Origin of the sequence: Microbacterium sp. NPDC087592 (assembly GCF_044743585.1) — a bacterium.
GTDB lineage: Bacteria > Actinomycetota > Actinomycetes > Actinomycetales > Microbacteriaceae > Microbacterium.
In genome coordinates this window covers 253219-278069 of record NZ_JBIUWT010000002.1, presented here as the reverse complement: position 1 = coordinate 278069, position 24851 = coordinate 253219, and the positions used below count along the sequence as shown (strand labels likewise).

Annotated in this window: 23 protein-coding genes; 11 read left to right on the top strand and 12 right to left on the bottom strand. The window is 68.5% G+C overall.

The features are described from left to right. The first annotated feature begins 17 nt into the window (after window positions 1–17). The 7 genes from ACIOTO_RS14275 to ACIOTO_RS14245 all read left to right on the top strand — a co-directional run bounded on the left by ACIOTO_RS14275 (window position 18) and on the right by ACIOTO_RS14245 (window position 8014). Window positions 18–1745 carry an ABC transporter substrate-binding protein gene (locus ACIOTO_RS14275; RefSeq protein WP_400858359.1) on the top strand — a complete coding sequence of 576 codons (1728 nt, stop codon included), beginning with the start codon at window positions 18–20 and terminating at the stop codon, window positions 1743–1745. Between the two features lie 71 nt (window positions 1746–1816). Then, window positions 1817–2860, top strand: a complete 1044-nt coding sequence (locus ACIOTO_RS14270) for an ABC transporter permease (RefSeq protein ID WP_029261645.1) — start codon at window positions 1817–1819, stop codon at window positions 2858–2860. Continuing rightward, entirely contained in the window at window positions 2857–3771 is a 915-nt protein-coding gene (locus ACIOTO_RS14265) for an ABC transporter permease (protein ID WP_091037101.1), read from the top strand. Before ACIOTO_RS14270 ends, ACIOTO_RS14265 begins: the two co-directional genes overlap by 4 nt. Before the next feature lies 1 nt (window position 3772). Beyond that, the gene (locus tag ACIOTO_RS14260) at window positions 3773–5422 is read left to right on the top strand and encodes an ATP-binding cassette domain-containing protein (RefSeq protein ID WP_400858358.1); all 1650 of its coding nucleotides are present in this window, start codon (window positions 3773–3775) and stop codon (window positions 5420–5422) included. Next, the gene (locus ACIOTO_RS14255; protein WP_400858357.1) at window positions 5419–6372 is read left to right on the top strand and encodes an LD-carboxypeptidase; all 954 of its coding nucleotides are present in this window, start codon (window positions 5419–5421) and stop codon (window positions 6370–6372) included. Before ACIOTO_RS14260 ends, ACIOTO_RS14255 begins: the two co-directional genes overlap by 4 nt. Continuing rightward, window positions 6369–7205 (top strand): serine hydrolase, encoded by an 837-nt coding sequence (locus tag ACIOTO_RS14250; protein WP_400858356.1) that lies wholly within the window; start codon window positions 6369–6371, stop codon window positions 7203–7205. The genes ACIOTO_RS14255 and ACIOTO_RS14250 overlap by 4 nt, the downstream gene beginning before the upstream one ends. Then, window positions 7202–8014, top strand: coding sequence for a serine hydrolase (locus tag ACIOTO_RS14245; RefSeq protein WP_051662499.1), 813 nt, complete (start codon window positions 7202–7204; stop codon window positions 8012–8014). Before ACIOTO_RS14250 ends, ACIOTO_RS14245 begins: the two co-directional genes overlap by 4 nt. Window positions 8015–8035: 21 nt before the next feature. Here the strand turns inward: ACIOTO_RS14245 and ACIOTO_RS14240 are convergent, their stop codons facing one another. Then, complete coding sequence (locus tag ACIOTO_RS14240; RefSeq protein WP_400858355.1) at window positions 8036–9085, bottom strand: P1 family peptidase; 1050 nt, start codon at window positions 9083–9085, stop codon at window positions 8036–8038. 157 nt (window positions 9086–9242) lie between these two features. Here ACIOTO_RS14240 and valS point away from each other — a divergent pair, with 157 nt between their 5' ends. Together valS and ACIOTO_RS14230 are read left to right on the top strand one after the other, a co-directional pair. After that, window positions 9243–11858, top strand: a complete 2616-nt coding sequence (gene valS, locus ACIOTO_RS14235; RefSeq protein WP_400858354.1) for a valine--tRNA ligase — start codon at window positions 9243–9245, stop codon at window positions 11856–11858. Beyond that, a complete protein-coding gene (locus ACIOTO_RS14230) occupies window positions 11858–12073 on the top strand; it encodes a hypothetical protein (RefSeq protein ID WP_400858353.1) in 216 nt (71 codons plus the stop codon). The genes valS and ACIOTO_RS14230 overlap by 1 nt, the downstream gene beginning before the upstream one ends. 31 nt (window positions 12074–12104) lie before the next feature. On the opposite strand, the gene ACIOTO_RS14225 is transcribed toward ACIOTO_RS14230, so the two are convergent. Both ACIOTO_RS14225 and ACIOTO_RS14220 read right to left on the bottom strand, forming a co-directional pair. Continuing rightward, the gene (locus tag ACIOTO_RS14225; protein ID WP_400858352.1) at window positions 12105–12323 is read right to left on the bottom strand and encodes a hypothetical protein; all 219 of its coding nucleotides are present in this window, start codon (window positions 12321–12323) and stop codon (window positions 12105–12107) included. Further along, window positions 12320–12943 (bottom strand): ArsR/SmtB family transcription factor, encoded by a 624-nt coding sequence (locus tag ACIOTO_RS14220; protein ID WP_400858351.1) that lies wholly within the window; start codon window positions 12941–12943, stop codon window positions 12320–12322. The genes ACIOTO_RS14225 and ACIOTO_RS14220 overlap by 4 nt, the downstream gene beginning before the upstream one ends. 103 nt (window positions 12944–13046) lie before the next feature. Between ACIOTO_RS14220 and ACIOTO_RS14215 the strand changes: the two genes are divergently transcribed. Both ACIOTO_RS14215 and ACIOTO_RS14210 read left to right on the top strand, forming a co-directional pair. Beyond that, a complete protein-coding gene (locus tag ACIOTO_RS14215) occupies window positions 13047–15098 on the top strand; it encodes a M3 family metallopeptidase (protein ID WP_400858350.1) in 2052 nt (683 codons plus the stop codon). Between the two features lie 19 nt (window positions 15099–15117). Further along, window positions 15118–15615, top strand: coding sequence for a GyrI-like domain-containing protein (locus ACIOTO_RS14210; protein WP_372466566.1), 498 nt, complete (start codon window positions 15118–15120; stop codon window positions 15613–15615). 6 nt (window positions 15616–15621) lie between these two features. Here the strand turns inward: ACIOTO_RS14210 and clpX are convergent, their stop codons facing one another. The 9 genes from clpX to tig all read right to left on the bottom strand — a co-directional run bounded on the left by clpX (window position 15622) and on the right by tig (window position 24844). Continuing rightward, on the bottom strand, window positions 15622–16890 hold the full coding sequence (gene clpX, locus ACIOTO_RS14205; protein WP_372466565.1) for an ATP-dependent Clp protease ATP-binding subunit ClpX: 1269 nt from the start codon (window positions 16888–16890) through the stop codon (window positions 15622–15624). Between the two features lie 179 nt (window positions 16891–17069). After that, complete coding sequence (locus ACIOTO_RS14200; protein ID WP_400858349.1) at window positions 17070–17921, bottom strand: aldehyde dehydrogenase family protein; 852 nt, start codon at window positions 17919–17921, stop codon at window positions 17070–17072. Next, the gene (locus ACIOTO_RS14195; protein ID WP_029261630.1) at window positions 17918–19360 is read right to left on the bottom strand and encodes an aldehyde dehydrogenase family protein; all 1443 of its coding nucleotides are present in this window, start codon (window positions 19358–19360) and stop codon (window positions 17918–17920) included. The genes ACIOTO_RS14200 and ACIOTO_RS14195 overlap by 4 nt, the downstream gene beginning before the upstream one ends. 13 nt (window positions 19361–19373) lie before the next feature. Then, window positions 19374–20375 (bottom strand): deoxyribose-phosphate aldolase, encoded by a 1002-nt coding sequence (gene deoC / locus ACIOTO_RS14190; protein ID WP_400858348.1) that lies wholly within the window; start codon window positions 20373–20375, stop codon window positions 19374–19376. Further along, window positions 20372–21307 carry a sugar-binding transcriptional regulator gene (locus ACIOTO_RS14185; protein WP_400858347.1) on the bottom strand — a complete coding sequence of 312 codons (936 nt, stop codon included), beginning with the start codon at window positions 21305–21307 and terminating at the stop codon, window positions 20372–20374. Before ACIOTO_RS14185 ends, deoC begins: the two co-directional genes overlap by 4 nt. 154 nt (window positions 21308–21461) lie before the next feature. Further along, on the bottom strand, window positions 21462–22103 hold the full coding sequence (locus ACIOTO_RS14180) for an ATP-dependent Clp protease proteolytic subunit (protein ID WP_029261627.1): 642 nt from the start codon (window positions 22101–22103) through the stop codon (window positions 21462–21464). 20 nt (window positions 22104–22123) lie between these two features. After that, the gene (locus ACIOTO_RS14175) at window positions 22124–22720 is read right to left on the bottom strand and encodes an ATP-dependent Clp protease proteolytic subunit (RefSeq protein WP_017830295.1); all 597 of its coding nucleotides are present in this window, start codon (window positions 22718–22720) and stop codon (window positions 22124–22126) included. An 81-nt stretch (window positions 22721–22801) separates the two neighbouring features. Beyond that, window positions 22802–23296 (bottom strand): tetratricopeptide repeat protein, encoded by a 495-nt coding sequence (locus ACIOTO_RS14170; protein ID WP_400858346.1) that lies wholly within the window; start codon window positions 23294–23296, stop codon window positions 22802–22804. A gap of 72 nt (window positions 23297–23368) precedes the next feature. Then, entirely contained in the window at window positions 23369–24844 is a 1476-nt protein-coding gene (tig, locus tag ACIOTO_RS14165; RefSeq protein ID WP_400858345.1) for a trigger factor, read from the bottom strand. Window positions 24845–24851 lie beyond the last annotated feature (7 nt).

The window sequence follows — 24851 nt, the reverse complement described above, 5'->3', positions numbered from 1 at the left end:
CCGCTCAGGCGCAGTCCGTGAGTGCCGCGACCGAATCCCCCGCCTCCGAGACCACGTTGCGCATCGCGACGTCCGGCTTCGTCGACACGTTCAACCCGTTCATCTCGATCTACCTGACGCCGACGAACATCATCCGCTACGTGTACGAGTCCCTCGTGCAGAACGACGCCGAGGACGGTTCACCCACCAAGGGCCTCGCCGACTCCTGGGAGGCCAGCGACGGCGGCCAGACCTGGACCTTCACCCTGCAGGACGATCTCACCTGGTCGGACGGCGAGCCGATCACCTCGGCCGATGTGAAGTACACGTACGACCAGATGATGACCGTGCCGGCCCTCGGGACCGCGAACGGCAACCTCGTCTCCAACTTCGACTCGGTCGAGACCCCCGACGACAAGACCGTGGTGATCTCGCTCAAGACGCCGCAGGCACCCAACCCCGGCTCCGAGATCCCGATCGTCCCGCAGCACATCTGGGAGGCGGTCGACGACCCGACCACGTTCGCGAACGACTCCGAGGTGGTCGGCTCCGGCCCCTTCGTCCTGGACAGCTACTCGGCCAACCAGTCGATCGTGCTCAAGGCGAACAAGAACTTCTGGCGTGGCGCCCCCAAGATCGACGCGATCCAGTACGTGTACTACACCAACTCGGACGCCCAGGTGCAGGCGCTGAAGGCCGGCGACGTCGACCTCGTCTCTGGCCTCACCCCGACGCAGTTCGAGGCGCTCGACGGCGTCGAGGGCATCACGACCCATTCCGGGATCGGACGCCGCTATCACTCGATCAGCATCAACCTGGGCCAGCAGACCCGCGAGAACGTGCCCTACGGCACCGGTAACGCGGCGCTGAAGGACCTCGAGGTCCGTCAGGCGATCCGCCTCGGCACCGACACGGAGACGCTGCTCGACAAGGTCCTCGCCGGCGAGGGCGTGCAGGCCACCAGCTTCATCCCCGCGTCCTTCCCGAAGTGGCACCTCTCGGACGACGACGAGGTGATCGTCGGGTTCGACCCCGACGCCGCGAAGGCGAAGCTCGACGACGCGGGCTGGGTGCCCGCTGCCGACGGCATCAGGGAGAAGGACGGACAGCGTCTGAGCCTGCGCCTGCTGACGGACGCCGACGACTCGAACGAGCAGTCCATCGCCGAGTTCTTCGTCCCGTGGATGAAGGACATCGGGATCGAGATCGCGGTCGAGTCGACCGACTCCGACACCATCAGCGCGAAGGCCACGTCCGGCGACTACGACCTGTACTTCAGCGGATGGTCCGTCAACCCCGACCCCGACTACCAGCTCGGCATCAACACCTGCATGAACCTGCCCACGGCGACCGACGGCACCGGCGGCACCACGCAGGACGGCTACTGCAACCCCGAGTTCGACGAGCTGTACGCCCAGCAGCGCTCCGAGATCGACGAGGAGAAGCGCCAGGAGATCGTGCACGACATGCTGGCGCTGAACTACACCGACACGGCGCAGGTCGCCACCTGGTACGCCAACTCGCTCGAGGCCTACCGCTCCGACCGGTTCACCGGCTTCACCCTGCAGCCCAAGGACGGTGGCATCATCGCGAACCAGGCCGGCTACTGGGGCTACCTCACGGTGGAGCCCGTCGAGGGCGCGACCGCCAGCGGCACCGGCACGAACACCGGACTCATCATCGGAGGCATCGTGGTGGGAGTGGTCCTCATCGGAGGACTGGTCTTCTTCCTGATCCGTCGTCGCAACATCGCCGACGTCGAATGACTCCAGCGAGACGCCGTGGGCGGCGGGCATCCGCCCCCGCGGCGTCTCCCGGTCCGCTGTAAGGAGACTTCATGTCGAACGCGGTTCCCCCATCCACATCCGCCATCGCCACCAGCGCCGCAGCCGAGGAGCAGCCGAGAGGTCTCGGCGGCCTCCGCTACTTCCTGGTCAAGCTGGGCGGCGCAGCCATCAGCATGGCGATGGTCATCCTCCTCGGATTCTTCGCCTTCAAGATCCTGCCCGGAGACCCGGTCGCATCGATCGCGCGCGAGCGCGGCATGAGCGCCGAACAGGTGGCGCAGCTGCGCGAGCAGCTCGGCCTGAACAAGCCCCTGTGGCAGCAGTTCATCGACTACCTCGGCAACGTCTTCACGCTGAACTTCGGCACGAGCTATGTGTACCGCACCTCGGTCTCCGAACTCATCGGCATGTATTTCTGGAACACGATCCTCCTCACCGGCACCGCGGCGATCATCGCCATCGCCCTCGGCCTGTGGCTCGGGCAGAAGGCCGCGTGGAAGCACGGCTCCACCTTCGACCGCATCGTCTCGGGCACCTCGCTGGTGTTCTGGTCGGTCCCGACGTTCTGGCTCGCCCTGCTGCTGCTGATGATCTTCGGCGGCACGCTGCACTGGTTCCCCACCGGCGGGATGGTCTCCCCCAACCCGCCCACCGATCCCGTCGGCGCCGTCCTCGACGTGATCTCGCACATGGTCCTGCCCGTGATCACGATGGTCGCCGTCGTCTATGCGCAGTACCTGATGGTGATGCGCAGCTCGCTCCTGGAGGAGATGGGCGCCGACTATCTCACGACCGCGCGCGCGAAGGGACTACGGGAAGACCTCGTGCGCCGCCGCCACGCCGTCCCCAACGCCCTGCTCCCGACCGTCACCCTCGTCTTCATGCACATCGGCGGGCTGATCGCCGGGGCGGTGACGGTGGAGACCGTGTTCTCGTGGCCCGGACTGGGCAAGCTCACCTTCGAGGCCATCTCCGGTCCCGACCTGCCCCTCCTGCAGGGCACCTTCGTGGTGTTCTCCACGATCATCATCGTGATGAACCTCATCGCGGACCTCATCTACCGTCAGCTCGACCCGAGGGTGAGGCGCGCATGAGCACGGCATCCACTTCCATCCGCTCGCCCCGCGCGCTCGCCTGGCACCGCCGTGGGGCGGCGTTCGCCGACTTCTGCCGCCAGTTCACGCACCACCGCGCGGGCATGGTCGGTCTGATCTTCCTGGTCATCGTCGCGGCGGTGGCGATCCTGGCACCGGTGATCGCACCGTCGAGCATGCTCGACGTCACCAAGCTCGTCGACCCGGAGCGGTTCGCGCCGCCCTCGTGGCAGCATCCGCTCGGCACCGATCAGCAGGGCCGCGAGATCTGGGTCCGCATGGTATGGGGGGCGCGCGTCTCCCTTCTGGTCGGACTCGCGGCCACCGCCATGTCGATGGTCATCGGCACACTGGTCGGGCTCTCCGCCGGTCACTTCACCGGCTTCTTCGGCGGCCTGATGATGCGCATCATCGACTTCTTCCTCGTGCTGCCCTCGCTCATCCTCGCGATCGTGCTCTCCTCGGTGCTCAGCCGCGGTGTCTGGACGATCATCATCGCGATCGGGCTCACCTCCTGGGCGGGTACGGCGCGCGTGGTGCGGGCGCAGACCCTGTCGATCGAATCGCGCGACTACATCGAGCGCTCGCGGGCCCTCGGCGCCGGCCACTGGCACATCATCATCAAGCACCTCCTCCCCGGCGTGCTGCCTCTGGTGCTCGCCAACACCACGCTCACGGTGGGTTCGGCGATCATCTCCGAGTCCACGCTGGCGTTCCTCGGGCTCGGCGACACCACGCTGCAGTCCTGGGGCTCGATCCTGAAGAACGCGATGGACGTCTCCGCGGCGACCAGCGGCTACTGGTGGTACGTGCTCGTGCCCGGTATCGCGATCGTCCTGGTGGTGCTGTCGTTCACCCTGATGGGCCGCGCCGTCGAGAACATCACGAACCCGACGCTGAGGAGCCGATGACATGCCCGACCTGATCTTCGACGACGTCTCGATCACCTACCGCACCGCCGGGCGCGCCGGCCGGGACGAGGTCGCCGCCGTCCGCAACGTCTCGCTGACGCTGCCGGCGGGCCAGACGCTCGGCATCGCCGGGGAGTCGGGGTCCGGAAAATCGACCCTGGCGATGAGCGTGCTGCGCCTGCTGCCCCACAACGCACGCCTGAGCGGCCGCGTGCTCCTGGGCGACCAGGACGTCGCGGAGCTCTCCTTCGGCCAGCTCCGCGCGGTGCGCTGGGCGCAGACCTCCATCGTGTTCCAGGGGGCGATGCACTCGCTGAACCCGGTGCGGACCGTGGGCTGGCAGCTGCTCGAGGCCCTGGAGCTGCACGCGTCGGATCGCTGGAAGAGCGAGAAGGGCCGCAAGCAGCGCATGGCGGAGCTGCTGGATGTCGTCGACCTCCCGCAGCAGAAGTCCGAGTCGTACCCGCACGAGCTCTCGGGCGGCCAGAAGCAGCGGGTGATGATCGCGATGGCCCTGGCGTGCGACCCCGAGGTCATCATCGCCGACGAGCCGACGACCGCTCTCGATGTCATCGTGCAGAAGCAGATCCTCGACATGATCTCGCGGCTCGTCTCCGAGCGCGGCATCTCGATGCTGATGATCAGCCACGACCTGTCGGTCCTCGCGACGGCGTGCCAGCGCATCGCCATCATGCGCGACGGCGAACTCGTCGAGGTCGGTGAGAGCTACGCCGTCTGCACGCGTCCGACGCAGGACTACACCCGGCAGCTGGCCGATGCCTTCCCCACCATCGGCGACCCGGCCTCCCGTCTGGCGCCGGTGACCCGGCACGGGCAGGGCGCCGACGAGGTGCCGGACATCGCCCATGGCGACGAGGTGCTGCTGGAGGCCCGCGGGGTCAACGTCACCTATCGATCGGGTAGTCGGCCGGTGCACGCCGTGCGCGACGTCGACCTCACCGTGCGTCGAGGCGAGATCGTCGCGCTCGTCGGACAATCCGGTTCGGGGAAGTCGACACTCGCCAGGGCGCTCATGGGCCTGCAGCCCGCCGACCCCGGCTCCCGGATCCTCTTCGACGGCGCGGAGATGCCCACGAAGGGCCGCGACCTCGCGCACTTCCGCTCCCAGGTGCAGCTCGTGCTCCAGGATCCTTGGGCCGCGCTGAACCCGAAGCACAGCGTGTACGAGTCGGTCGCCGAAGGTCTGCGGGTGCAGCGCTTCACAGGCGACGAACGCGAGCGCGTGGCCCAGAGCCTCACTGATGCCGAGATGACGCCGCCGGAGAGGTTCTTCAGTGCCATCCCGCAGGAGCTCAGCGGCGGGCAGCGCCAGCGCGTGGTGATCGCCGGTGCCCTCGCCGTGCAGCCGCAGATGCTCATCGCCGACGAACCCGTCGCTTCGCTCGACGCCTCGGTGCGGGGAGAGATCCTCGGCCTGCTGCTCGACCTGCGCCGGCGGCTCGGACTCTCCGCGCTCGTCATCACGCACGATTTGGGCCTCGCCTGGAACATCGCCCACAGCGTCGCCGTGATGTACCGCGGGGAGATCGTCGAACGGGGCACGACCGAGGAGGTCCTGTTGAATCCACAGCACGAGTACACCCGGCATCTGCTCTCCGCAGCACCGCGCATCGAGGAGCAGCCGGCATGACCCGCACGACCTCTCCTTACCTCGACTCCGCCCCGCTGCAGCCCGGAGACACCGTGGCGATCGTCTCGCCGTCCGGGCCGGGGAACGAGGAGAACACGCAGCGCGCGGTCGACTACTACGAGTCATGGGGTCTGCGGGTGCGGGTGGGCGACCACGTGCTCACCCCGCACCCACGCGCGTCGTACCTCGCCGGTCCCGACGATGTGCGCCGCTCGGATCTCGTCGATGCGTGGATGGACCCGGACGTGGATGCCGTCGTGGCCGCCCGGGGCGGGTACGGGGCACTGCGACTGCTCGACGGCATCGACTGGGCGGAGATGCGCCGCGGAGCGCTGCGGCGCGACGGTCGTCCGAAGCTCCTCACCGGCTCCTCCGACATCACCGCGCTGCACGAGACCATGCGCGCGCACCTGGACCTGGCGACGCTGTTCTGCCCGATGGCGGGCAACAACGTCTTCCGCGACTCGGAACAGGTGCGCGCCGACGTGCAGCGGTGGTTGTTCGAGCCCTGGCGCGGACGCGAGCTGATCGGCCCGAAGACCGAGGTGATGACACCGGGGCGCGCGGTCGGGCGTTTCACCGGCGGCAATCTCAGCCTGCTCGCCGCCGGGCTCGGCGCCCCCGAGGCTGCTGCGCCGGCTCCAGGCATCCTTTTCCTCGAGGACATCACCGAGGAGCCCTACCGGCTGGACAGCTTCGTGACGCAGCTGCGGAGGGCGGGGCGACTCGCGCAGGCGAACGGGATCGTGCTGGGCTCCTGGCACGAATGCGGCGACCTCGAGCTCGTGCACGCCCTCATGCGCGACGAGTTCCAGGACACCGGTGTGCCCGTGCTGTGGGAGCAGGGCTTCGGGCACGACCCGCACGCCCTGACGATCCCCCTCGGCGTCGACGGCGTCCTCGATGCGATGACGGATGAGCCGCGACTCACGGTGGGAGTGCCCGGATGATCGCCGTGCCGACGCTCGATCCCCGCATCACCTGGTCGGTGCGGATGATCGACGCCGACAGCGGCGCCACCCTCGCCGAGCACGACCCCCACGTGCAGTGCGAGACCGCCAGCATCGGCAAGATCTTCCTCCTGCTCGAAGTCGCGCGCCGACTCGAAGACGGCACGCTCGATCCGGATCAGCCGGTCGCCATCCCGGAGGGGCACCGTGTGGAGGACTCCGGTCTGCTCTACCGGATGCGCAACCAGGGTATCGGCGTGCACGACGCCGCCCTCCTCGTCGGCGCGGTGAGCGACAACCTCGCCACGAACGCCCTCATCCACCTGTGCGGCCTCGAGTCCGTGCGCGCCGTCGCGCCGGCCCTCGGATACACGCAGACCTCGCTGCACGACTACATCCGCAACGAGCGCACGCCCGACCTGCCCTGGACACCGTCGTACGGCACCGCGGCGGAACTGGCCGACCTGATGCGCCGCCTCGGTGCCGGTGAGGCCTTCTCCCCCGCGGTGAGCGCACGCGTGCTCGACTGGCTGGCCGCCGACACCGACACGTCCATGACCGCCGATGCCTTCCTGCTCGACCCGCTCGCCCACGTGGACGCCGAGTACCAGGGCATGGTCCTGCGGCACAAGACCGGCAGCGTCGGATTCGCCCGCGTCGACACCGGCCTGCTCCGCGGCCCCGTCGCGGCCGTCGCCTACGCGGTGGCCGCGAACTGGAAGCAGAGTCCGACCGATCTGCGCGCGCCCGTCATCGACAGTATGAGAGACATCGGAGAACGGATCCGACTGCATGTCACCGGGCTCGCGCGTGACGAGACGGGACTCGCATGAGCGTCATCGGCGCGGACCTGCCTGCGGATCACGGCGCGGTGTGGTCCGTCCTGGTGAAGGACATCGACACCGGCGAGGTGCTGCTGCAGCATGAGCCCGAGGCGGCGCTCGATACCGCGAGCGTCGGCAAGATCTTCCTCCTGCATCGGCTGCTCACCGAGGTCGATGCCGGGACGCGGAGCCTGGAAGAGCGCGTGACGCGCCGCCCCGTGGAGTCCATCGACGACTCCGGGCTCTGGTACCTGCTGCAAGCGGCGGAGCTGTCGCTCTACGACGTGGCCGCCCTCATCGGCGCGGTCAGCGACAATGCCGCGACGAACACCCTGGGCCGGGTGATCGGGATCCCCGTGGTCCAGGAGCACACGCGCGCCCTCGGCTACACCTCCTCCGCGCTGGACGACATCGTGCGATGGCCGATCCCGCCCGGCGCTCCGACGACGCTGTCGCATGCGAGCGCCACCGAACTGGTGCGGTTCATGACGCGTCTCGCCGACGGGACCGACCTGACCCCGGCATCGGCCGACACCCTCCGACGCTGGCTCGGCGCGGGCATGGACCTGTCGATGGTCGCGTCCGCCTTCGACCTCGACCCGCTCGCACACTGGGGCTTCGACCGCGGCATCTGGCTGCTCAACAAGACCGGCACGATCTCCCGGGTGCGCGCCGACACGGGCATCGTGATGTCGCCGGATCGCCGGATCGCCTATGCGGTGCTGGCGAACTGGGACCGCGGCGCGGACGGGCGCGGACCGGTGCTGGCCGCGATGCGCACGATCGGCGAGGGCATCCGCAGCGCGCTCGCCGGGTGAGTCCACGGCTGTGCACGCGGGTCAGACGGCCCCGGCGCGGGCGAGACGCGCCCGGACCTCGTCGATGGGCACCGCACGCGCGGTCCGACCATCGGGGCCGACGGTCGTCTCGGCGACGAGCACGGAGTTGATCAGGGCCTCCTCCACGGCATCCATCGTGGCGGCGAACAGCGGCGACAGCAGGTCGTCCGCCACCGGCCCTCCGAGCGCCGGATCGTGCACCGAGAACGCGATCGCGTAGTCGCCGCTGCCCTGCGCGTAGTCGGCGCCGACGCCCCGCATCGCGAACACCGCACGGGCGGCCACCCGCCCGAGCTGGCGTCCGTCGACGGGCGCATCCGTCGCGACGACGATCATGCACGAGTTGCCGACGGGTTGAGCTGCGGCCTCGGCCAGCAGCTCCTCCGCGGGAAGCGGTACTCCCGCGATCCGCAACGTCCCACTGAAGTTGGTCTGCACCAGGGCACCGACCGTGCGCGTCCGTCCGGCGACGTCGACGAGTCGGGACGACGTGCCGATGCCGCCCTTGTAGCCGAGCGCGACCGTCCCCGCACCGGCCCCGACGCACCCCTCCACGACGGGGCCGGCGGCCGCCGCCTCCAACGCCTGGACCACCTGCTCCTCGCCGACGGCCCGGCGCCGGATGTCGGAGAGGAAGCCGTCGTTCGTCTCACCCACGACCGGGTTCAGCGTCATCGTCCGCGCGTGGGACGGGGTCGCCAGCAGGTGTCCGAGCAGCGCGTCGGCGACGCGGAAGACCGACAGGGTCGAGGTGAGGAGGATCGGGGTCTCCAGTGCGCCGAGCTCGCGGAGCTGCGTGGCACCGACGAGCTTGCCGTAGCCGTTGCCGACCGAGAGGTTCGCGGGGAGGCTGCGGCGCTCCCCGGTCAGGGCATCGGGCACGATCGCGGTGACCCCGGTGTGGAGACCATCGCCGTGCAGCGTGGCGTGCCCGACCCGGACACCGCCGACATCGGTGATCGCGTTCTCCGCACCGCGCGCGAACGCCCCCGACGGGACACCGAGGTCGGCGAGGCGGGGACGGGAGGAGGCGGACGACAGCGGTGTCATGCTCCGATCCTTCCAGGGGCGGAGGAGCGGACATCCGCGCCGCGCCGGGCGACTCCGCCGTGTCCAGCCGGCCTTCCGCTCGCTCGGTAGACTGGTCCGCACACCCCACACTCAGGCACGCTCACACAGTGCCGCATACATCGCTCGAGGAGACCCCATGCCTGCTTCCGAATCGATTCCCACCGGGATTCCCGACAAGCCCGTACTCGAAGGTCTGGAAGCGAAGTGGGACGCCGCCTGGGCGGAGCAGGGCACCTACCTGTTCGACCGTCTGCGCGCGGCACAGGCCGGCCGTGAGGGCGTGTACTCGATCGACACCCCGCCGCCGACGGCATCCGGAAGCCTGCACATCGGGCACGTGTTCTCGTACACGCACACCGACGTGAAGGCCCGCTACGAGCGCATGCGCGGCAAGACCGTGTTCTACCCGATGGGCTGGGACGACAACGGCCTTCCCACGGAGCGCCGCGTGCAGAACTACTACGGCGTGCGCTGCGATCCCTCGCTCCCCTACGACGCCGACTTCACGCCCCCGTTCGAGGGCGGCGACAACAAGTCGAGCCGCGCGGCCGACCAGCAGCCGATCAGCCGCCGCAACTTCATCGAGCTCTGCGAGCGCCTCACCATCGAGGACGAGAAGCAGTTCGAGGCGCTGTTCCGTCAGCTCGGACTGAGCGTGGACTGGACCCAGACCTACCGCACGATCTCGGACGACACGATCCGCCAGAGCCAGCTCGCATTCCTGCGCAACATCGAGCGCGGCGAGGCCTACCAGGCACTCGCACCGACCCTGTGGGACATCGACTTCCGCTCCGCCATCGCGCAGGCAGAGCTCGAGGACCGCGACCAGCAGGCCGCGTACCACACGATCGAATTCCCCTTCGCAGACGGCTCGGGATCGATCGCGATCGACACCACGCGCCCGGAGCTGCTCCCCGCATGCATCGCCCTCGTGACGCACCCGGAGGGTCCGCATAAGCACCTCATCGGGAGGAAGGTGAAGACGCCGTTCTTCGGCGCCGAGATCGAGATCCACGGACACCACCTCGCCCAGCCCGACAAGGGCACGGGAGCGGCGATGGTCTGCACCTTCGGCGACGTGACCGACATCGTGTGGTGGCGAGAGCTGCGCACCACCGAGAACGAGCCCCTGCCGAACATGACCACGATCGGCCTCGACGGACGCTTCCTCCCCGAGGCGCCCTCGTCCGTCGAGAACCCGGAGGCGGTCTCCTGGTACGCCGAGGAGCTCGCGGGCAAGACCGTGTTCAGCGCGCGCAAGGCGATCGTCGAGAAGCTGCAGGAGACCGGCGACATGACGGCCGTCGGCAAGCCGTTCAACCACGCGGTGAAGTTCTTCGAGAAGGGCGACCGTCCGCTCGAGATCGTGTCGACCCGCCAGTGGTACATCCGCAACGGCGCCCGCGACGGCGAACTGCGCGACACGCTCATCGCCCACGGTCAGGAGCTCGCCTGGCACCCGGAGTTCATGCGCGTGCGCTACGAGAACTGGGTCGGCGGCCTCACCGGCGACTGGCTGGTGTCGCGCCAGCGGTTCTTCGGAGTGCCGATCCCGCTCTGGTACGCGCTCGACGAGAACGGCGAGCGCGACTACGACCGTGTGCTCGCCCCCGACGCGGCGACGCTCCCGATCGACCCGACGACCGATGTCCCCGCCGGATACACCGAGGACCAGCGCGGCGTGGCCGGCGGGTTCGACGCCGAGGCCGACATCCTCGACACCTGGGCGACGTCGTCCCTCACGCCGCAGCTCGCGGGTGGCTGGCAGCGCGACGAGGAACTCTGGAACCTCACCGCGCCGTTCGACCTGCGCCCGCAGGGTCAGGACATCATCCGCACGTGGCTGTTCTCGACCATGCTGCGCTCCACTCTCGAAGACGACCGGACCCCGTGGCGTAACGCCGCGATCTCCGGCTTCATCGTCGACCCCGAGCGCAAGAAGATGTCGAAGTCCAAGGGCAACGTCGTCACCCCGGCCGATGTGCTCGAAGCTCACGGCTCCGACGCGGTGCGCTACTGGGCGGCATCGAGCCGACTCGGCATGGATGCGGCGTTCGACCCGCAGAACCCGACGCAGGTGAAGATCGGCCGTCGCCTCGCCATCAAGGTGCTGAACGCGGCCAAGTTCGTGCTGTCGTTCCCCGTGCCTGAGGGCGCGCAGGTGACGCATGCCCTGGATGCATCGATGCTGACCGCCCTCGACGGTGTGGTGACCGAGGCGACCAAGGCGTTCGATCGCTACGACGCCGCCCGCGCGCTCGAACTGACCGAGGCGTTCTTCTGGACCTTCTGCGACGACTACCTCGAGCTCGTGAAGGAGCGTGCCTACAACCAGGCCGACGTGGGTCAGGCTTCCGCCGCGCTCTCGCTGCGCTTGGCCCTCTCGACGCTCCTCCGCCTGCTGGCGCCGGTGCTGTCCTTCGCCACCGAGGAATCGTGGTCGTGGTTCGAGGAAGGGTCCGTGCACACGGCGGAGTGGCCCACGCCGCTCGGCATCGACGGCGACCCGGCCGTGCTCGCTGCCGCGAGTGAGGCGCTGATCGGCATCCGTCGGGCGAAGACCGAGGCGAAGGCGTCGCAGAAGACTCCGGTCTCGCGCGCCGCGATCGCCGCTCCGGCTGCGAAGCTCGAGGCGCTCCGTGCCGCCGCCGATGACCTCCGCGCCGTCGGCCGCATCGCCGAGCTCGAGTTCAGCGAGGCCGAGGAGTTCGCGGTCACCGCGATCGATCTCGCACCGGTCGAGGGTTCCTGATGCAGCTCGGCACTCGATGGGCGGCCGGATCTGAGGCACCGGCCTCGGTCCCCGCATCGCTGCGTCCCGCGATCGCCGCGGTGGAGGCGAAGGGCCTCACCGGCCACTGGACCCTCACCTGGCTCGAGGGCCGCGCCATCGCGGAGCTCGACGCCGGCTGGGAGGTCTTCCAGGCCGCATCCGGCGAGGCCGTCGCCCGCCCCTTCACGGACTGAGCCCGCCCGCACGGAGAGACTTCGGGCTCGTTCAGAACCGTGGGATGTCGAGCTGCGCGAGCGCGCGGGTCAACGACTGCGGATCCTGTGTCGGTGTCTGCTGCTGCCGCAGTCTGTCGAGAACGCGCGCGTGCCGCTCGGCCCGGCGGGCGACGCGGCGAGCGACCCATGCGGTGAGGGTCTCGGCCAACCGAAGCAGCCGAGCCTCGGTGTGGGTCGGAGCCATCAGGTGAAGCGTTGCGGTGATCATGATTCCTCCTCCGAGTCGCTGGCGGGTGCGGATGACGCGGTCGACGGTGTCGACAGGTCGAAGAGCTCGGTTCGCAGCGACACCCGCCGCACGTCCGGGCCGGTCTGACCCCGGTAGCGCTCGATCGCGCCCTCGACGATCGCCTCGAGCTCATCGCGGAGCGACACCGCCTGCTCCGGCGTCAGATCCAGGTGCGTGGTCATGATGACGCCGGTGTCGCGCCACTCCTCCGGCACGTCCGCCTGAGGGCGATTGACGTAGGCCATGAGGGTCTCGTGACGAAGACGGAAGAACTCCGAGTTGACGATCTGGGCCGCCGCGCGATTGGCGGGCGAGGTCATCTCGTCGGGACCGGGAACGTCGATCCGTCCCTTCGGCCGTTCCCACCACCGCTCGCGGGCGGTGCCTCGCCCCTCGACCTCGCGGATGAGGTCGTGCGCGGCGAGTGCGCGAAGGTGGTAGCTCGTGGATCCGGAGGTCTCCCCCACGAGGGCCGCCAGCGAACTGGCGGTCTGCGGGCCGCGAGCCGCGAGCAGGTCGAAGATCTTCACCCGCAGCGGGTGCGCGAGCGCCTTGAGTGCCCCGGCATCGAGCGTCCGTACCTGCGTCCCGTTCGTCATGTATGCAAAGATACCTTTGCAAAGCTTTCTTTGCAAGTGTTTCTTTGCAAGACTCTCCTGACGATTCCTGAGCTCTGATGACCTCGGTGGATAGGCTCGGAGGATGACCGACGCCACGAATCCGCTCCTCCAGCCGTCGACTCTCCCCTTCGGGCTCCCCGATTACCCCGCGATCCGGCCCGAGCACTATCTCCCGGCATTCCAGGCCGGGTTCGAGGAGCAACTCCGCGAGGTCGCCCGCATCACGATGGTGCGATCGATGCCGACCTTCGAGAACACCCTCGAGACGCTCGAACGCTCGGGCGAGCTGCTCGACCGGGTCGCGCACGCCTTCTACACGGTCAGCTCCGCGGATGCGACGCCGGAGATCCAGGAGATCGACGAGCAGCTCGCACCCCTCATGGCCGCCCACCAGGACGCGATCACCCTCGACGCGCAGCTGTACTGGCGCGTGCAGCAGGTGTTCGAGCAGCGGCATGCTCTCGGTCTCGACGCCGAGCAGCGCTACCTGGTGGAGCGCCACCACCGCGAGATGACGCACGCGGGTGTCGGCCTCGACGACCAGGCCAAAGAACAGCTGACGGCGCTGAACCAGAAGCTCTCGACACTCTCGAACACGTTCGAGCGCAACCTGCTGAACGACACGAACGACCTCGCCGTCGTGTTCGACACCCCCGCGGAGCTCGATGGTCTGAGCACCGGAGAGCTTTCGGCCGCGGCGCGTGCCGCGACGGACCGCGGGCTCGACGGCAAGCTGCTCATCACGCTGCCGCTGTTCACGGGACACCCCGCCCTGGCCCAGCTGCGAGTGCGGCAGTCGCGACGGCGCATCATGGCCGCCTCTCTCGCGCGCGGATCCCGCGACAACGCGAACGACAACCGCCCGGTCCTCCTCGAGATCGTGCGGCTGCGGGCGGAGCGTGCGGCTCTGCTCGGGTACGAGTCGCACGCGGCGTACGTCACCGCCGACGAGACGGCCGGGACTCCCGATGCCGTCGAGCAGATGCTGCGTCGGCTCGCCGCGCCCTCCGCACGCAACGCGAAGGCCGAGCACACCGCTCTGCAGGCGATCGTCGACGAGACCGAATCCACGCCGTTCGCCGTGGAGGCCCACGACTGGGCGTACTACACCGAACGGGAGCGCACGGCGCGGTACGACATCGACTCCAGCGCCCTGCGCCCCTGGTTCGAGGCGGAGCGCGTGCTGCAGGACGGAGTCTTCTTCGCCGCGACGCAGCTGTACGGTGTGACGTTCGCGGAGCGCGAGGACCTGGTGGCCTACCACCCCGGGACTCGCGTGTTCGAGGTGCGCAACGACGACGGAACTCCCGTCGGCCTGTACGTCCTCGACCTGTACACGCGCGATTCGAAGCGCGGAGGGGCCTGGATGAACGCGATCGTGAGTCAGTCCCGCCTGCGCGGCACCGCACCGGTCGTCGTCAACAACCTCAACGTGCCGCTGCCCGGCGACGGCGAGCCCACACTGTTGACTCTCGACGAAGTCACCACGCTGTTCCACGAGTTCGGACATGCCCTCCACGGGCTCTTCGCGACGGTGACCTACCCGCACTTCGCCGGGACGAACGTGTTCCGCGACTTCGTCGAGTTCCCGAGCCAGGTGAACGAGATGTGGATCCTCTGGCCGGAGGTCCTCGACAACTACGCCCGACACCACGAGACCGGCGAACCCCTCGACCCCGCCATCGTCGAGCGCCTGCGCGCGACCGAGACGTTCGATCAAGGCCACGCGACGAGCGAGTACCTGGCCGCCGCATGGCTGGACCAGGCGTGGCACCGCGTGGGCGTCGACGCGGAGATCGGCGACGTCGCCGCGTTCGAGGCCGCCGCCCTCGCCGACATCGGCCTCGACGACCCGGCTGTCCCCACCCGCTACTCGTCCACATACTTCGCGCACGTCTTCTCCGGCGGGTACAGCGCGGGCTACTACTCCTACATCTGGAGCGAGGTGCTCGACGCCGACACGGTCGACTGGTTCCGGGAGAACGGCGGGCTCACCCGCGCCAACGGTGACCGGTTCCGCGGGCGCTTGCTCGGGGTCGGCGGTTCGAAGGACCCCCTGCAGGCGTACCGCGACTTCCGGGGTCGCGACGCTGAGATCGAGCCGCTGTTGAAGCGCCGTGGCCTCGGCGGCTGAGTCGTGAGACCCTGAGGGCATGAACGCATTCCCCGACGCACCGTTCGGCCCGGCTGACCGTCTGGACCTCGACGCCGTTCCGCTCGCGGTGATCCGTCACAACGGCATCCGCATCGCCGACCTTTCCGACGCGTTCGACGCGGGCTACTCGGCGATCGCCCTGACGTTCGCCGGCGACGTGCTGACCCCGGCCGGCCCCGCGCTCGCGATCTACCACGGCGACCCGATGGACGTCTTCGATCTCGAACTCGGCTACCCCGTGGTCTCCCCGCCGGAGAATCCGATCCCCACGGCGAGCGGGAGTGTCATCATCGGCTCGGCCCTGCCGTCGGGGCCCGCTGTCGCGACGACCGTGCTCGGCTCCTACGAGGAACTCGGTGCCGGATGGGCGGGTCTCGTCGAACGCGCCGGAGCGCAGGGGCTCCGTACCGGAAGTGTCTGGATCGAGGTGTACGTGTCCGATCCGAGCACAACGCCGGCAGAGCTGCGCACCGACCTCATCTTGCCGCTGGCCTGATCGAGGTCACGCGCTCTTGCGCTTGCGCTCCATCACGATGGTGGGCGGCGCGCCTTCGTCGACGGCCGCGCGGGTCACGATGACCTTGGCGACGTCTTCTGCCGAGGGGATCTCGAACATGATCGGACCGAGGACGTCTTCGAGGATGGCACGGAGCCCGCGGGCACCGGTCTTGCGCTCGACGGCGAGGTCGGCGATGGAACGCAGAGCCTCTTCTTCGAACTCGAGCTGCACGCCGTCGATCTCGAACATGCGCTGATACTGCTTCACCAGCGCGTTGCGCGGGCCGGTCAGGATGTCGATCAGCGCGGCCTGATCGAGCGGCGAGACTGACGTGACGACGGGAAGACGGCCGATGAACTCGGGGATCAGGCCGAACTTGTGCAGGTCTTCGGGGAGCACCTCGCTGAACAGGTCGAGGTCCTTGCCCTTGTCGTGCAGCGGCGCACCGAAGCCGATCCCGTGCTTGCCGACACGTGCGGACACGATGTCCTCGAGCCCGGCGAAAGCCCCGGCGACGATGAACAGCACGTTCGAGGTGTCGATCTGCAGGAACTCCTGGTGCGGGTGCTTGCGGCCACCCTGCGGCGGAACCGACGCGACCGTGCCCTCGATGATCTTCAGGAGCGCCTGCTGCACGCCCTCACCCGAGACGTCACGGGTGATCGACGGGTTCTCGGCCTTGCGGGCGATCTTGTCGACCTCGTCGATGTAGATGATGCCCTGCTCAGCGCGCTTGACGTCGTAGTCGGCGGCCTGGATGAGCTTGAGCAGGATGTTCTCGACGTCTTCGCCGACGTACCCTGCCTCGGTGAGCGCGGTGGCGTCGGCCACGGCGAAGGGCACGTTCAGGCGCTTGGCGAGCGTCTGCGCGAGGTAGGTCTTGCCGCAGCCCGTCGGACCGATGAGCAGGATGTTGCTCTTCGCGATCTCGACCTCTTCGGCCCGCTGCTCGGCGGACTGCAGAGTGCCGAGTGCACGAACGCGCTTGTAGTGGTTGTAGACGGCGACGGAGAGAGCGCGCTTGGCGGGCTCCTGACCGACGACGTACTCCTCGAGGAACGAGAAGATCTCACGCGGCTTAGGCAGCTCGAACTCCGCGACACCGTCGCCGGAGGACTCGGCCATCCGCTCTTCGATGATCTCGTTGCAGAGCTCGACGCACTCATCGCAGATGTACACGCCGGGTCCGGCGATCAGCTGCTGGACCTGCTTCTGACTCTTTCCGCAGAATGAGCATTTGAACAGGTCAGCGCTTTCACCGATGCGGGCCATGCGCGTCCTCCTATGGGGGGATCAGAGATCGTCCTTCGAGCCTAACCGCTGCATACGACACTGGGCCGCATTGGACCGTACTCGGCATCGGGTCGCGACACATGAGGAGTCAGGAACCGCCGCTATCCCCGGTTCCGAGGCGGCGATTCCCGACCCCTCACGAGATCTGCAGAGCCGCGTCAGACCATGCTCTTGGTGTGCCAGACCGTCTTCACCTCGGTGAAGGCGCCGATCCGCTCGGGAGAGGCGACGACCTCACCGGGCGTGAGAACGCGCTTCAGGGTGTCGGCGGCCGCGATCTGCATGTCGACCCAGTCGAGGTCGCCGGCGCCGGCGAGGTCCAGGGCATTCACATCCTGGTGCGAGGCCAGCCACGGAGCGATCTCCGCGGGTGAACCGGTGAGCACGTTGACGACGCCACCGGGGACGTCGCTCGTGGCCAGGACCTCGGCCAGGCTGATGGCCGAGAGCGGATGCCGCTCGCTGGCCACCACCACGACCGTGTTGCCCGCGACGAGAGCCGGAGCGACGACCGAGACCAGGCCCAGCAGCGCGGAGTCCTGGGGCGCGACGATAGCCACGACGCCCGTCGGCTCCGGAACGGAGATGTTGAAGTACGGCCCCGAGACCGGGTTCGCGTTACCCGCGACCTGCGCATACTTGTCGCACCACCCGGCGTACCAGACCCAGAGATCGATGGCCTCGTCCACCTGCGCGGCCGCAGCGGAGGACGAGAGCCCCTGCTGGACGACGATCTCGTCGATGAACTGCGCGCGCCGCCCCTCGAGCACTTCGGCCACACGATAGAGCACCTGGCCGCGGTTGTAGGCGGTCGCACCGGACCAGCCCTTGACCGCCGCGCGCGCGGCCACCACCGCGTCACGGGCGTCCTTGCGGGAACCTTTCGCCGCGTTGGCGAGGAACGTGCCCTTGGGCGAAAGCACCTCATACGTGCGGCCCGACTCGCTGCGCGGGAAGGCCCCGCCGATCGCGAGCTTGTACGTTTTCGGGACGGTCAGGCGCTTGCTCATGCTGTGGCTCCCTTGAGGTAGGCGGTGAGACCCTGGCGTCCGCCCTCGCGGCCGTATCCGGACTCCTTGTATCCACCGAACGGGCTCGACGGATCGAAGCGGTTGAACGTGTTGGCCCAGATCACCCCGGCGCGCAGCCGGTCGGCCACCGCGAGGATGCGGGATCCCTTGTCGGACCAGATGCCTGCCGAGAGCCCGTAGGGCGTGTTGTTCGCCTTCGCGACGGCCTCGGCCGGCGTGCGGAAGGTGAGCACAGAGAGCACGGGACCGAAGACCTCGTCACGGGCGATGCGGTGCGACGCCTCGACCCCGGTGAAGATGGTGGGAGCGAACCAGAAACCCTGCTCGGGGATCGCGCAGTCCGCCGTCCAGCGCTCCGCACCTTCGGCCTCGCCGATGTCACTCAGCTCGCGGATGCGGGCCAGCTGGGCTGCGGAGTTGATCGCACCGATGTCGGTGTTCTTGTCGAGCGGGTCGCCGAGGCGCAGCGTCGACAGGCGCGCCTTGAGCCGGTCGACGACCTCATCGTGGATCGACTCCTGCACCAGGAGGCGGCTCCCTGCGCAGCAGACATGGCCCTGGTTGAAGAAGATGCCGTTGACGATGCCCTCGACGGCCTGGTCGATCGGAGCGTCGTCGAACACGATGTTCGCGGCCTTGCCGCCGAGTTCGAGGGTCACCTTCTTCTTGGTACCGGCCACCGCGCGCGCGATGTCGCGACCGACACCGGTCGAACCCGTGAAGGCGACCTTGTCCACATCGGGGTGACGCACGAGCGTCGAGCCCGTGGCTCCCGCTCCGGTGACGATGTTCACGACACCGGCCGGAAGGTCGGCCTGCTGCAGGATCTCGGCGAAGATCAGCGCCGTCAGCGGCGTGGTCTCAGCGGGCTTGAGCACGACCGTGTTGCCGGCGGCGAGAGCGGGCGCGATCTTCCACGCGAGCATGAGCAGCGGGAAGTTCCACGGGATGATCTGTCCGGCGACGCCGAGAGCGCGGGGGTTCGCGCCGAGCCCGGCGTGATCGAGCTTGTCCGCCCAGCCCGCGTAGTAGAAGAACCAGGAGGCGACGAGCGGCACGTCGACGTCACGGCTCTCCTTGATCGGCTTGCCGTTGTCGAGGCTCTCCGCGACGGCGAGCTCGCGAGCACGCTCCTGCACGAGGCGGGCGATGCGGAAGAGGTACTTGCCGCGGTCGCGGCCGCTCATCCGCGACCAGGTCTTCTCGTAGGCGCGACGCGCCGCCTTGACCGCACGGTCCACGTCGTCGTCACTCGCGGAGGCGATCTCCGCGATGTGCTTCTCGGTCGCCGGGGAGATGGTGTTGAAGGGCGTGCCCGACCCGTCGACGAACTCGCCGTCGATGAACAGCCCGTAGCTGTTCTTGAGGTTCAGGACCGCAGTGGACTCCGGTGCCGGAGCGTATTCCAGAAATGACATGTTCGTCTTCCCGTCAGTCGATCGTGACGTAGTCGGGGCCCGAGTAGTGGCCGGAGCTGAGCTTCTGACGCTGCAGGAGCACATCGTTGAGAAGGCTGGACGCACCGAAGCGGAACAGGTGCGGCTGCAGCCACTCCTCCCCCACGGTCTCGGCCACCGTGACGAGGTACTTCACCGCGTCCTTCGAGGAGCGGATGCCGCCGGCCGGCTTCACGCCGATCTTCTCACCCGTGCCGCGGTGCCAGTCGCGGACCGTCTCGAGCATCAGCAGCGTGGTCGGCAGGGTCGCCGCCGGCTGCACTTTTCCGGTCGACGTCTTGATGAAGTCGCCTCCCGCCAGGATGCCGAGCCAGGAGGCACGCTTGATGTTGTCGTAGGTGTTCAGTTCACCGGTCTCGAGGATCACCTTGAGGGAGGCGGACGAACCGTCTTCGCGGCGGCAGGCTTCCTTCACCTGGGCGATCTGATCGAACACGAGGCCGTAGCGGCCGGAGAGGAAGGCTCCCCGATCGATGACCATGTCGATCTCGTCTGCGCCCGCGGCGACCGCCTCGGCGGTGTCGGCGAGCTTGATCGCGAGCGACGCACGGCCGCTCGGGAAAGCCGTGGCCACTGCCGCGACCGAGATCAGACCGTCGTCGGGGTCGCCGTGCAGGCCGCCGAGGGCGGTGACCGCGTCGCCCACCATGTCGCCGTACACGCACACGGCCGCGACCCGAGGGGTCGAGGGGTCGGCGGCGTCCGGATTCTTCGCCTTCGCGACGAGCGATCGCACCTTGCCAGGAGTGTCCGCACCCTCGAGTGTGGTGAGGTCGATCAGCTTGATGATGGTGTCGAGGGCCCAGGCCTTCGACGTGGTCTTGATGGAGCGGGTGCCGAGGCCCGAAGCGCGCTGCTCCAGGCCGACCGCGTCGACGCCGGGGAGCCCGTGCAGGAAGCGACGGAGGGTGGCGTCGTCCGGCTCACCGCCGAGGACATCCACCGCCGTCCTGCGGCTGATTTCTGTGGTCGTCACTGTTCCTCCAACAATGCTCGTGCTGTGGTCTCATCGGTCACCAGTACGCCGCACAGGCCACTGGTCACGACCGTTCGTGCGATGTCGTGCTTGGCAGATCCCGCCGTGACGAAGATCGCGTGGGTGGCTCCGCGCAGCCGGTCGAGCGACACGCCGACCGTCCGGGCGTCGAGCTGCGAGTCGACGATGTTGCCCTCGGCATCGACGTAGCGGCCGAGAACGTCGCCGACCGCGCCGCGCCGCGCCAGCTCCTCGACCTCTTCGCCCGTGAGGTAGCCGTTCTCGACATGGGCGGACGAGGCATCGCAAGGTCCCGCGGTGAACAGGAACGCCTGCGCCTCGGCAGCTTCTTCGAGAACCGCCGCGACCGTGCGGTCGGACTCGATGGCCTGTTTGGTCTCCACGCGCTCGAGGATCGCCGGGCTCGGCAGCAGCGACACCTGCCCGGAGGCGCGCTGGGCGATCGTCACGGCCAGCCCGGCCGCACCGCCGGAGCGGCGGTTCAGGCTGACGCCGCCGTTGAGCTGCACGACGGTGACGCCGTTGGCCCATCCGTCGGGGAGGGCTTCAGCGACGGCACGGAGCGTACGCCCCCAGCTCACGCCGAGGGTGCGCGGAACCGGACGCAGCGCGGTAAGGAAGTCGGCGGCAGCCTGCGCGACGCGCTCGAGCGTCCCGTCGTCGCCGTCCGGCGCGGGCACGACGACGGCATCGGTGAGGCCGAACCGCTCCACCAGCATCCGCTCCAGACCGAGCCGACGGGCACGCGGGTGCACGATCTCGATGCGCACGATGCCGCGGTCCTTGGCCTGGACCAGAAGTCGGCCGACCTTCCAGCGGGAGATCTTGAGGAGCCCGCCGATCTCGTCCTGGGTCTTGTCCTCGTCGTAGTAGAGCTCGGCGACGCGAACCATGAGCAGATCTTCTTCCACGGCATCCTCCTTCCTCACCCAGAGTAGGCCGAAATCTGCGTTCGCGCACGCAATCGCTCATATGAGCAGAACGCCCGCAGCGCGTGCACATTCGCCGGACACGGCGAAGGGGCGCCCGTCATGATGACGGACGCCCCTTCAGGATCGGCAGGCCTCAGACCCGCTTGCGCGTGGTGAGCACCTGGTCGACGATGCCGTACTCCAGCGCCTGCGCGGCGGAGAGGATGTTGTCGCGATCGATGTCGCGGTTCACCTGCTCCGGGGTGCGCTTGGTGTGCCCGGCCAGGGTCTCCTCGAGCCAGGTCCGCATACGGAGGATCTCCGCGGCCTGGATCTCGATGTCCGAAGCCTGGCCGTGGCCGGCCTCGCCCATCGCGGGCTGGTGGATCAGCACTCGGGCGTTCGGCAGCGCGAGACGCTTGCCGGGCGCGCCGGCCGCGAGCAGCACGGCCGCGGCGGATGCCGCCTGGCCGAGCACCACGGTCTGGATCTGCGGCGCGACGTACTGCATCGTGTCGTAGATCGCCGTCATCGCGGTGAACGAACCACCGGGCGAGTTGATGTACATCGTGATGTCACGCTCGGAGTCCTGGCTCTCCAGGACGAGGAGCTGCGCCATCACGTCGTCGGCCGACGCGTCGTCGACCTGCACGCCGAGGAAGATCACGCGGTCTTCGAACAGCTTGTTGTACGGGTCCTGACGCTTGAACCCGTAGGCCGTGCGCTCCTCGAACTGCGGGAGCACGTAGCGGCTGGAGGGCAGGTCACCGGCAGCGCGGAAGGTGGGTGTGTACATGAGCGTCCTTTCGCTTTCCGTTACTCGGTGTCCTGGTCGGTTCCGCCGCCGCCGATGACGTCGGAGGCCGATTCGCGGATGTGGTCGACGAAGCCGTACTCGAGCGCTTCCTCGGCGGTGAACCAGCGGTCGCGGTCACCGTCGGCGTTGATCTGCTCGACAGACTTGCCGGTCTGCGCTGCGGTGATCTCGGCGAGGCGGTTCTTCATCGACATGATGAGCTGCGCCTGGGTCTGGATGTCACTCGACGTACCGCCGAAGCCACCGTGCGGCTGGTGCAGCAGCACCCGGGCGTTGGGCGTGATGTAGCGCTTGCCCTTGGTGCCCGCGGTCAGCAGCAGCTGGCCCATCGAGGCTGCCATTCCGATGCCGACGGTGACGATGTCGTTCGGCACGAACTGCATCGTGTCGTAGATCGCCATACCCGCGGTGATCGAGCCACCCGGCGAGTTCACGTAGAGGTAGATGTCTCGCTCGGAGTCCTCTGCGGCGAGAAGAAGGATCTTCGCGCAGATCTCGTTCGCGTTCTCGTCTCGCACCTCCGAGCCGAGCCAGATGATGCGGTCCTTCAGCAACCTGTCGAAGACGCTCGTTGCGAGGAGGGGTTCTGCAGCCATGTCAGCTCCTGATTCCGTGTTTCAGTGATTCGAATCTACCGGCGACAACGCAGCGCTCAGGCCGTGTTCGCCGTCGGCATATCAGGTGTCGGTGCCGGCGATCTCGTGGGCGTAGGCCGTCATCGAGCGGTGGTACCGCGGGAGGTGCGGCACGAGGGCGAGCAACGCGACCGAGAGCCCCTGCGCCGGTCGCCCGGCACTCGCGAGGATGAGTGCGTGGACCGTCGCGACGGCGTCGCGATAGGGCCCATCAGCCGACAGCTCCTCCTCGGCACGGATGACGGCGAGAGCCTCGTCGTACTCCCCCAGGTTGCGCAGGGAGCTCGCCAGCTGGATCACGCACTGCGGGCGGTGCTCCTCGTCGAGACCGAGCTGCAGGGCGCGCCGGTACAGTTCCACGGCCTCGGCCGGCTTCCCCGCGGAGTCGCGCGCACCCGCACGTTCGAACTCCGCGCGTGCGTCGTCCGATCCGCGCTCGGCGGCCAGGGCATCAACCCGCGCGATCGTGTCGTCGCCGACCTCTTCGCCCGTCGCGTCCTCCCACACCTCGTCGATGCGCTCATCCCACGTCTTCATCGCTGCTCCCTCCCTGGATGGAAAAGAGGGCGGATGCCGCAGCACCCGCCCTCTTCACTGGATCGTGTCCGATCACTCAGCCTTGTCGGCAGCCTTCTTGGCCGGAGCCTTCTTGGCGGCGGGCTTCTTGGCAGCCGGCTTCTTCTCGGCGGTCTCGTCCGCAGCGTCGGCGTCGGCCTTCTTGGCCGGAGCCTTCTTGGCGGGAGCCTTCTTGGCCGGAGCTTTCTTGGCCGGCTTCTCGTCGGCTTCCGCCTCGGTCTCGGCCTCGTCGTCCGTGACGATGAAGTCGGAGAGGTCGACGGCCTTGCCGTTGCTGTCGACGACCTTGACCTTGCCGAGCGCGATGGCGAGGGCCTTGTTCCGGGCCACCTCACCGACGAGCGCGGGCAGCTGGTTCGAGGACTGCAGCGCCTCGACGAACTCCTGCGGAGCCATGCCGTACTGCGCGGCAGACTGGATTAGGTACTGGCTCAGCTCTTCCTGCGAGACCTGCACGTCGGCCTGCTCGGCGATCGTGTCGAGCAGCACCTGCGTGCGGAACTGCTTCTCGCTCGCCTCGGTGACCTCGGCGCGGTGCACGTCGTCCTCGAGACGGCCTTCGCCCTCGAGGTGGTTGTGCACCTCGTCCTCGATGAGCTGCGGCGGAACCGGGATCTCGATCTTCTCGAGCAGCGCCTCGACGAGCTTGTCGCGCGCGGCGGAACCCTGCGTGAAGACGCCCTGCTGTGCGACGCGCTCAGCGAGGCTCTCGCGGAGCTCCGCGATGGTGTCGAACTCGCTCGCGATCTGCGCGAAGTCGTCGTCGGCCTCGGGAAGCTCGCGCTCCTTGACGGCCTTGACGGACACGGAGACCTCGGCCTCGGAGCCGGCGTGGTCGCCGCCCACGAGAGCCGAGCGGAACGTGGTGTCCTCACCGGCGGTGAGCGACTCGATCGCGTCGTCGATGCCCTCGAGCAGCTCGCCGGAGCCGATCTCGTAGGAGACGCCCTCGGCGCGGTCGATCTCGGCACCGTCGATCGTCGCGACGAGGTCGAGTTCGACGAAGTCGCCCTTCGCTGCCGGACGGTCGACCGGCACCAGCGTGCCGAAGCGCGCACGCATGTTGTCGAGCTCGGCATCCAGTGCGGCCTCGTCGGCCTCGACGGCGTCGACCGTCACGGTGATGTCGTCGTAGGCGGGCAGCTCGATGTCGGGGCGGACGTCCACCTCGATGTCGACGAGCAGGTCGCCGGAGAAGTCCTTCTCGTTCGGCCACTGTGTGATGTCGGCGGCCGGACGGCCGACGACGCGCAGCTTGTGCTCGACCGTGGCGTCACGGAAGAACTTGTCCAGGCCCTCGTTCACCGCGTGCTCGATGACCGCACCGCGGCCGATGCGCTGATCGATGATGGGCGCCGGGACCTTGCCCTTGCGGAAGCCGGGGATCTGCACGTCCTGAGCGATGTGCTCGTAGGCGTGCGCGATGCTGGGCTTGAGGTCGTCCGGGGTGACCGTGATGGTGAGCTTGACCCGGGTCGGGGTCAGCTTCTCGACGGTGCTGTTCGCCATGCTGGTG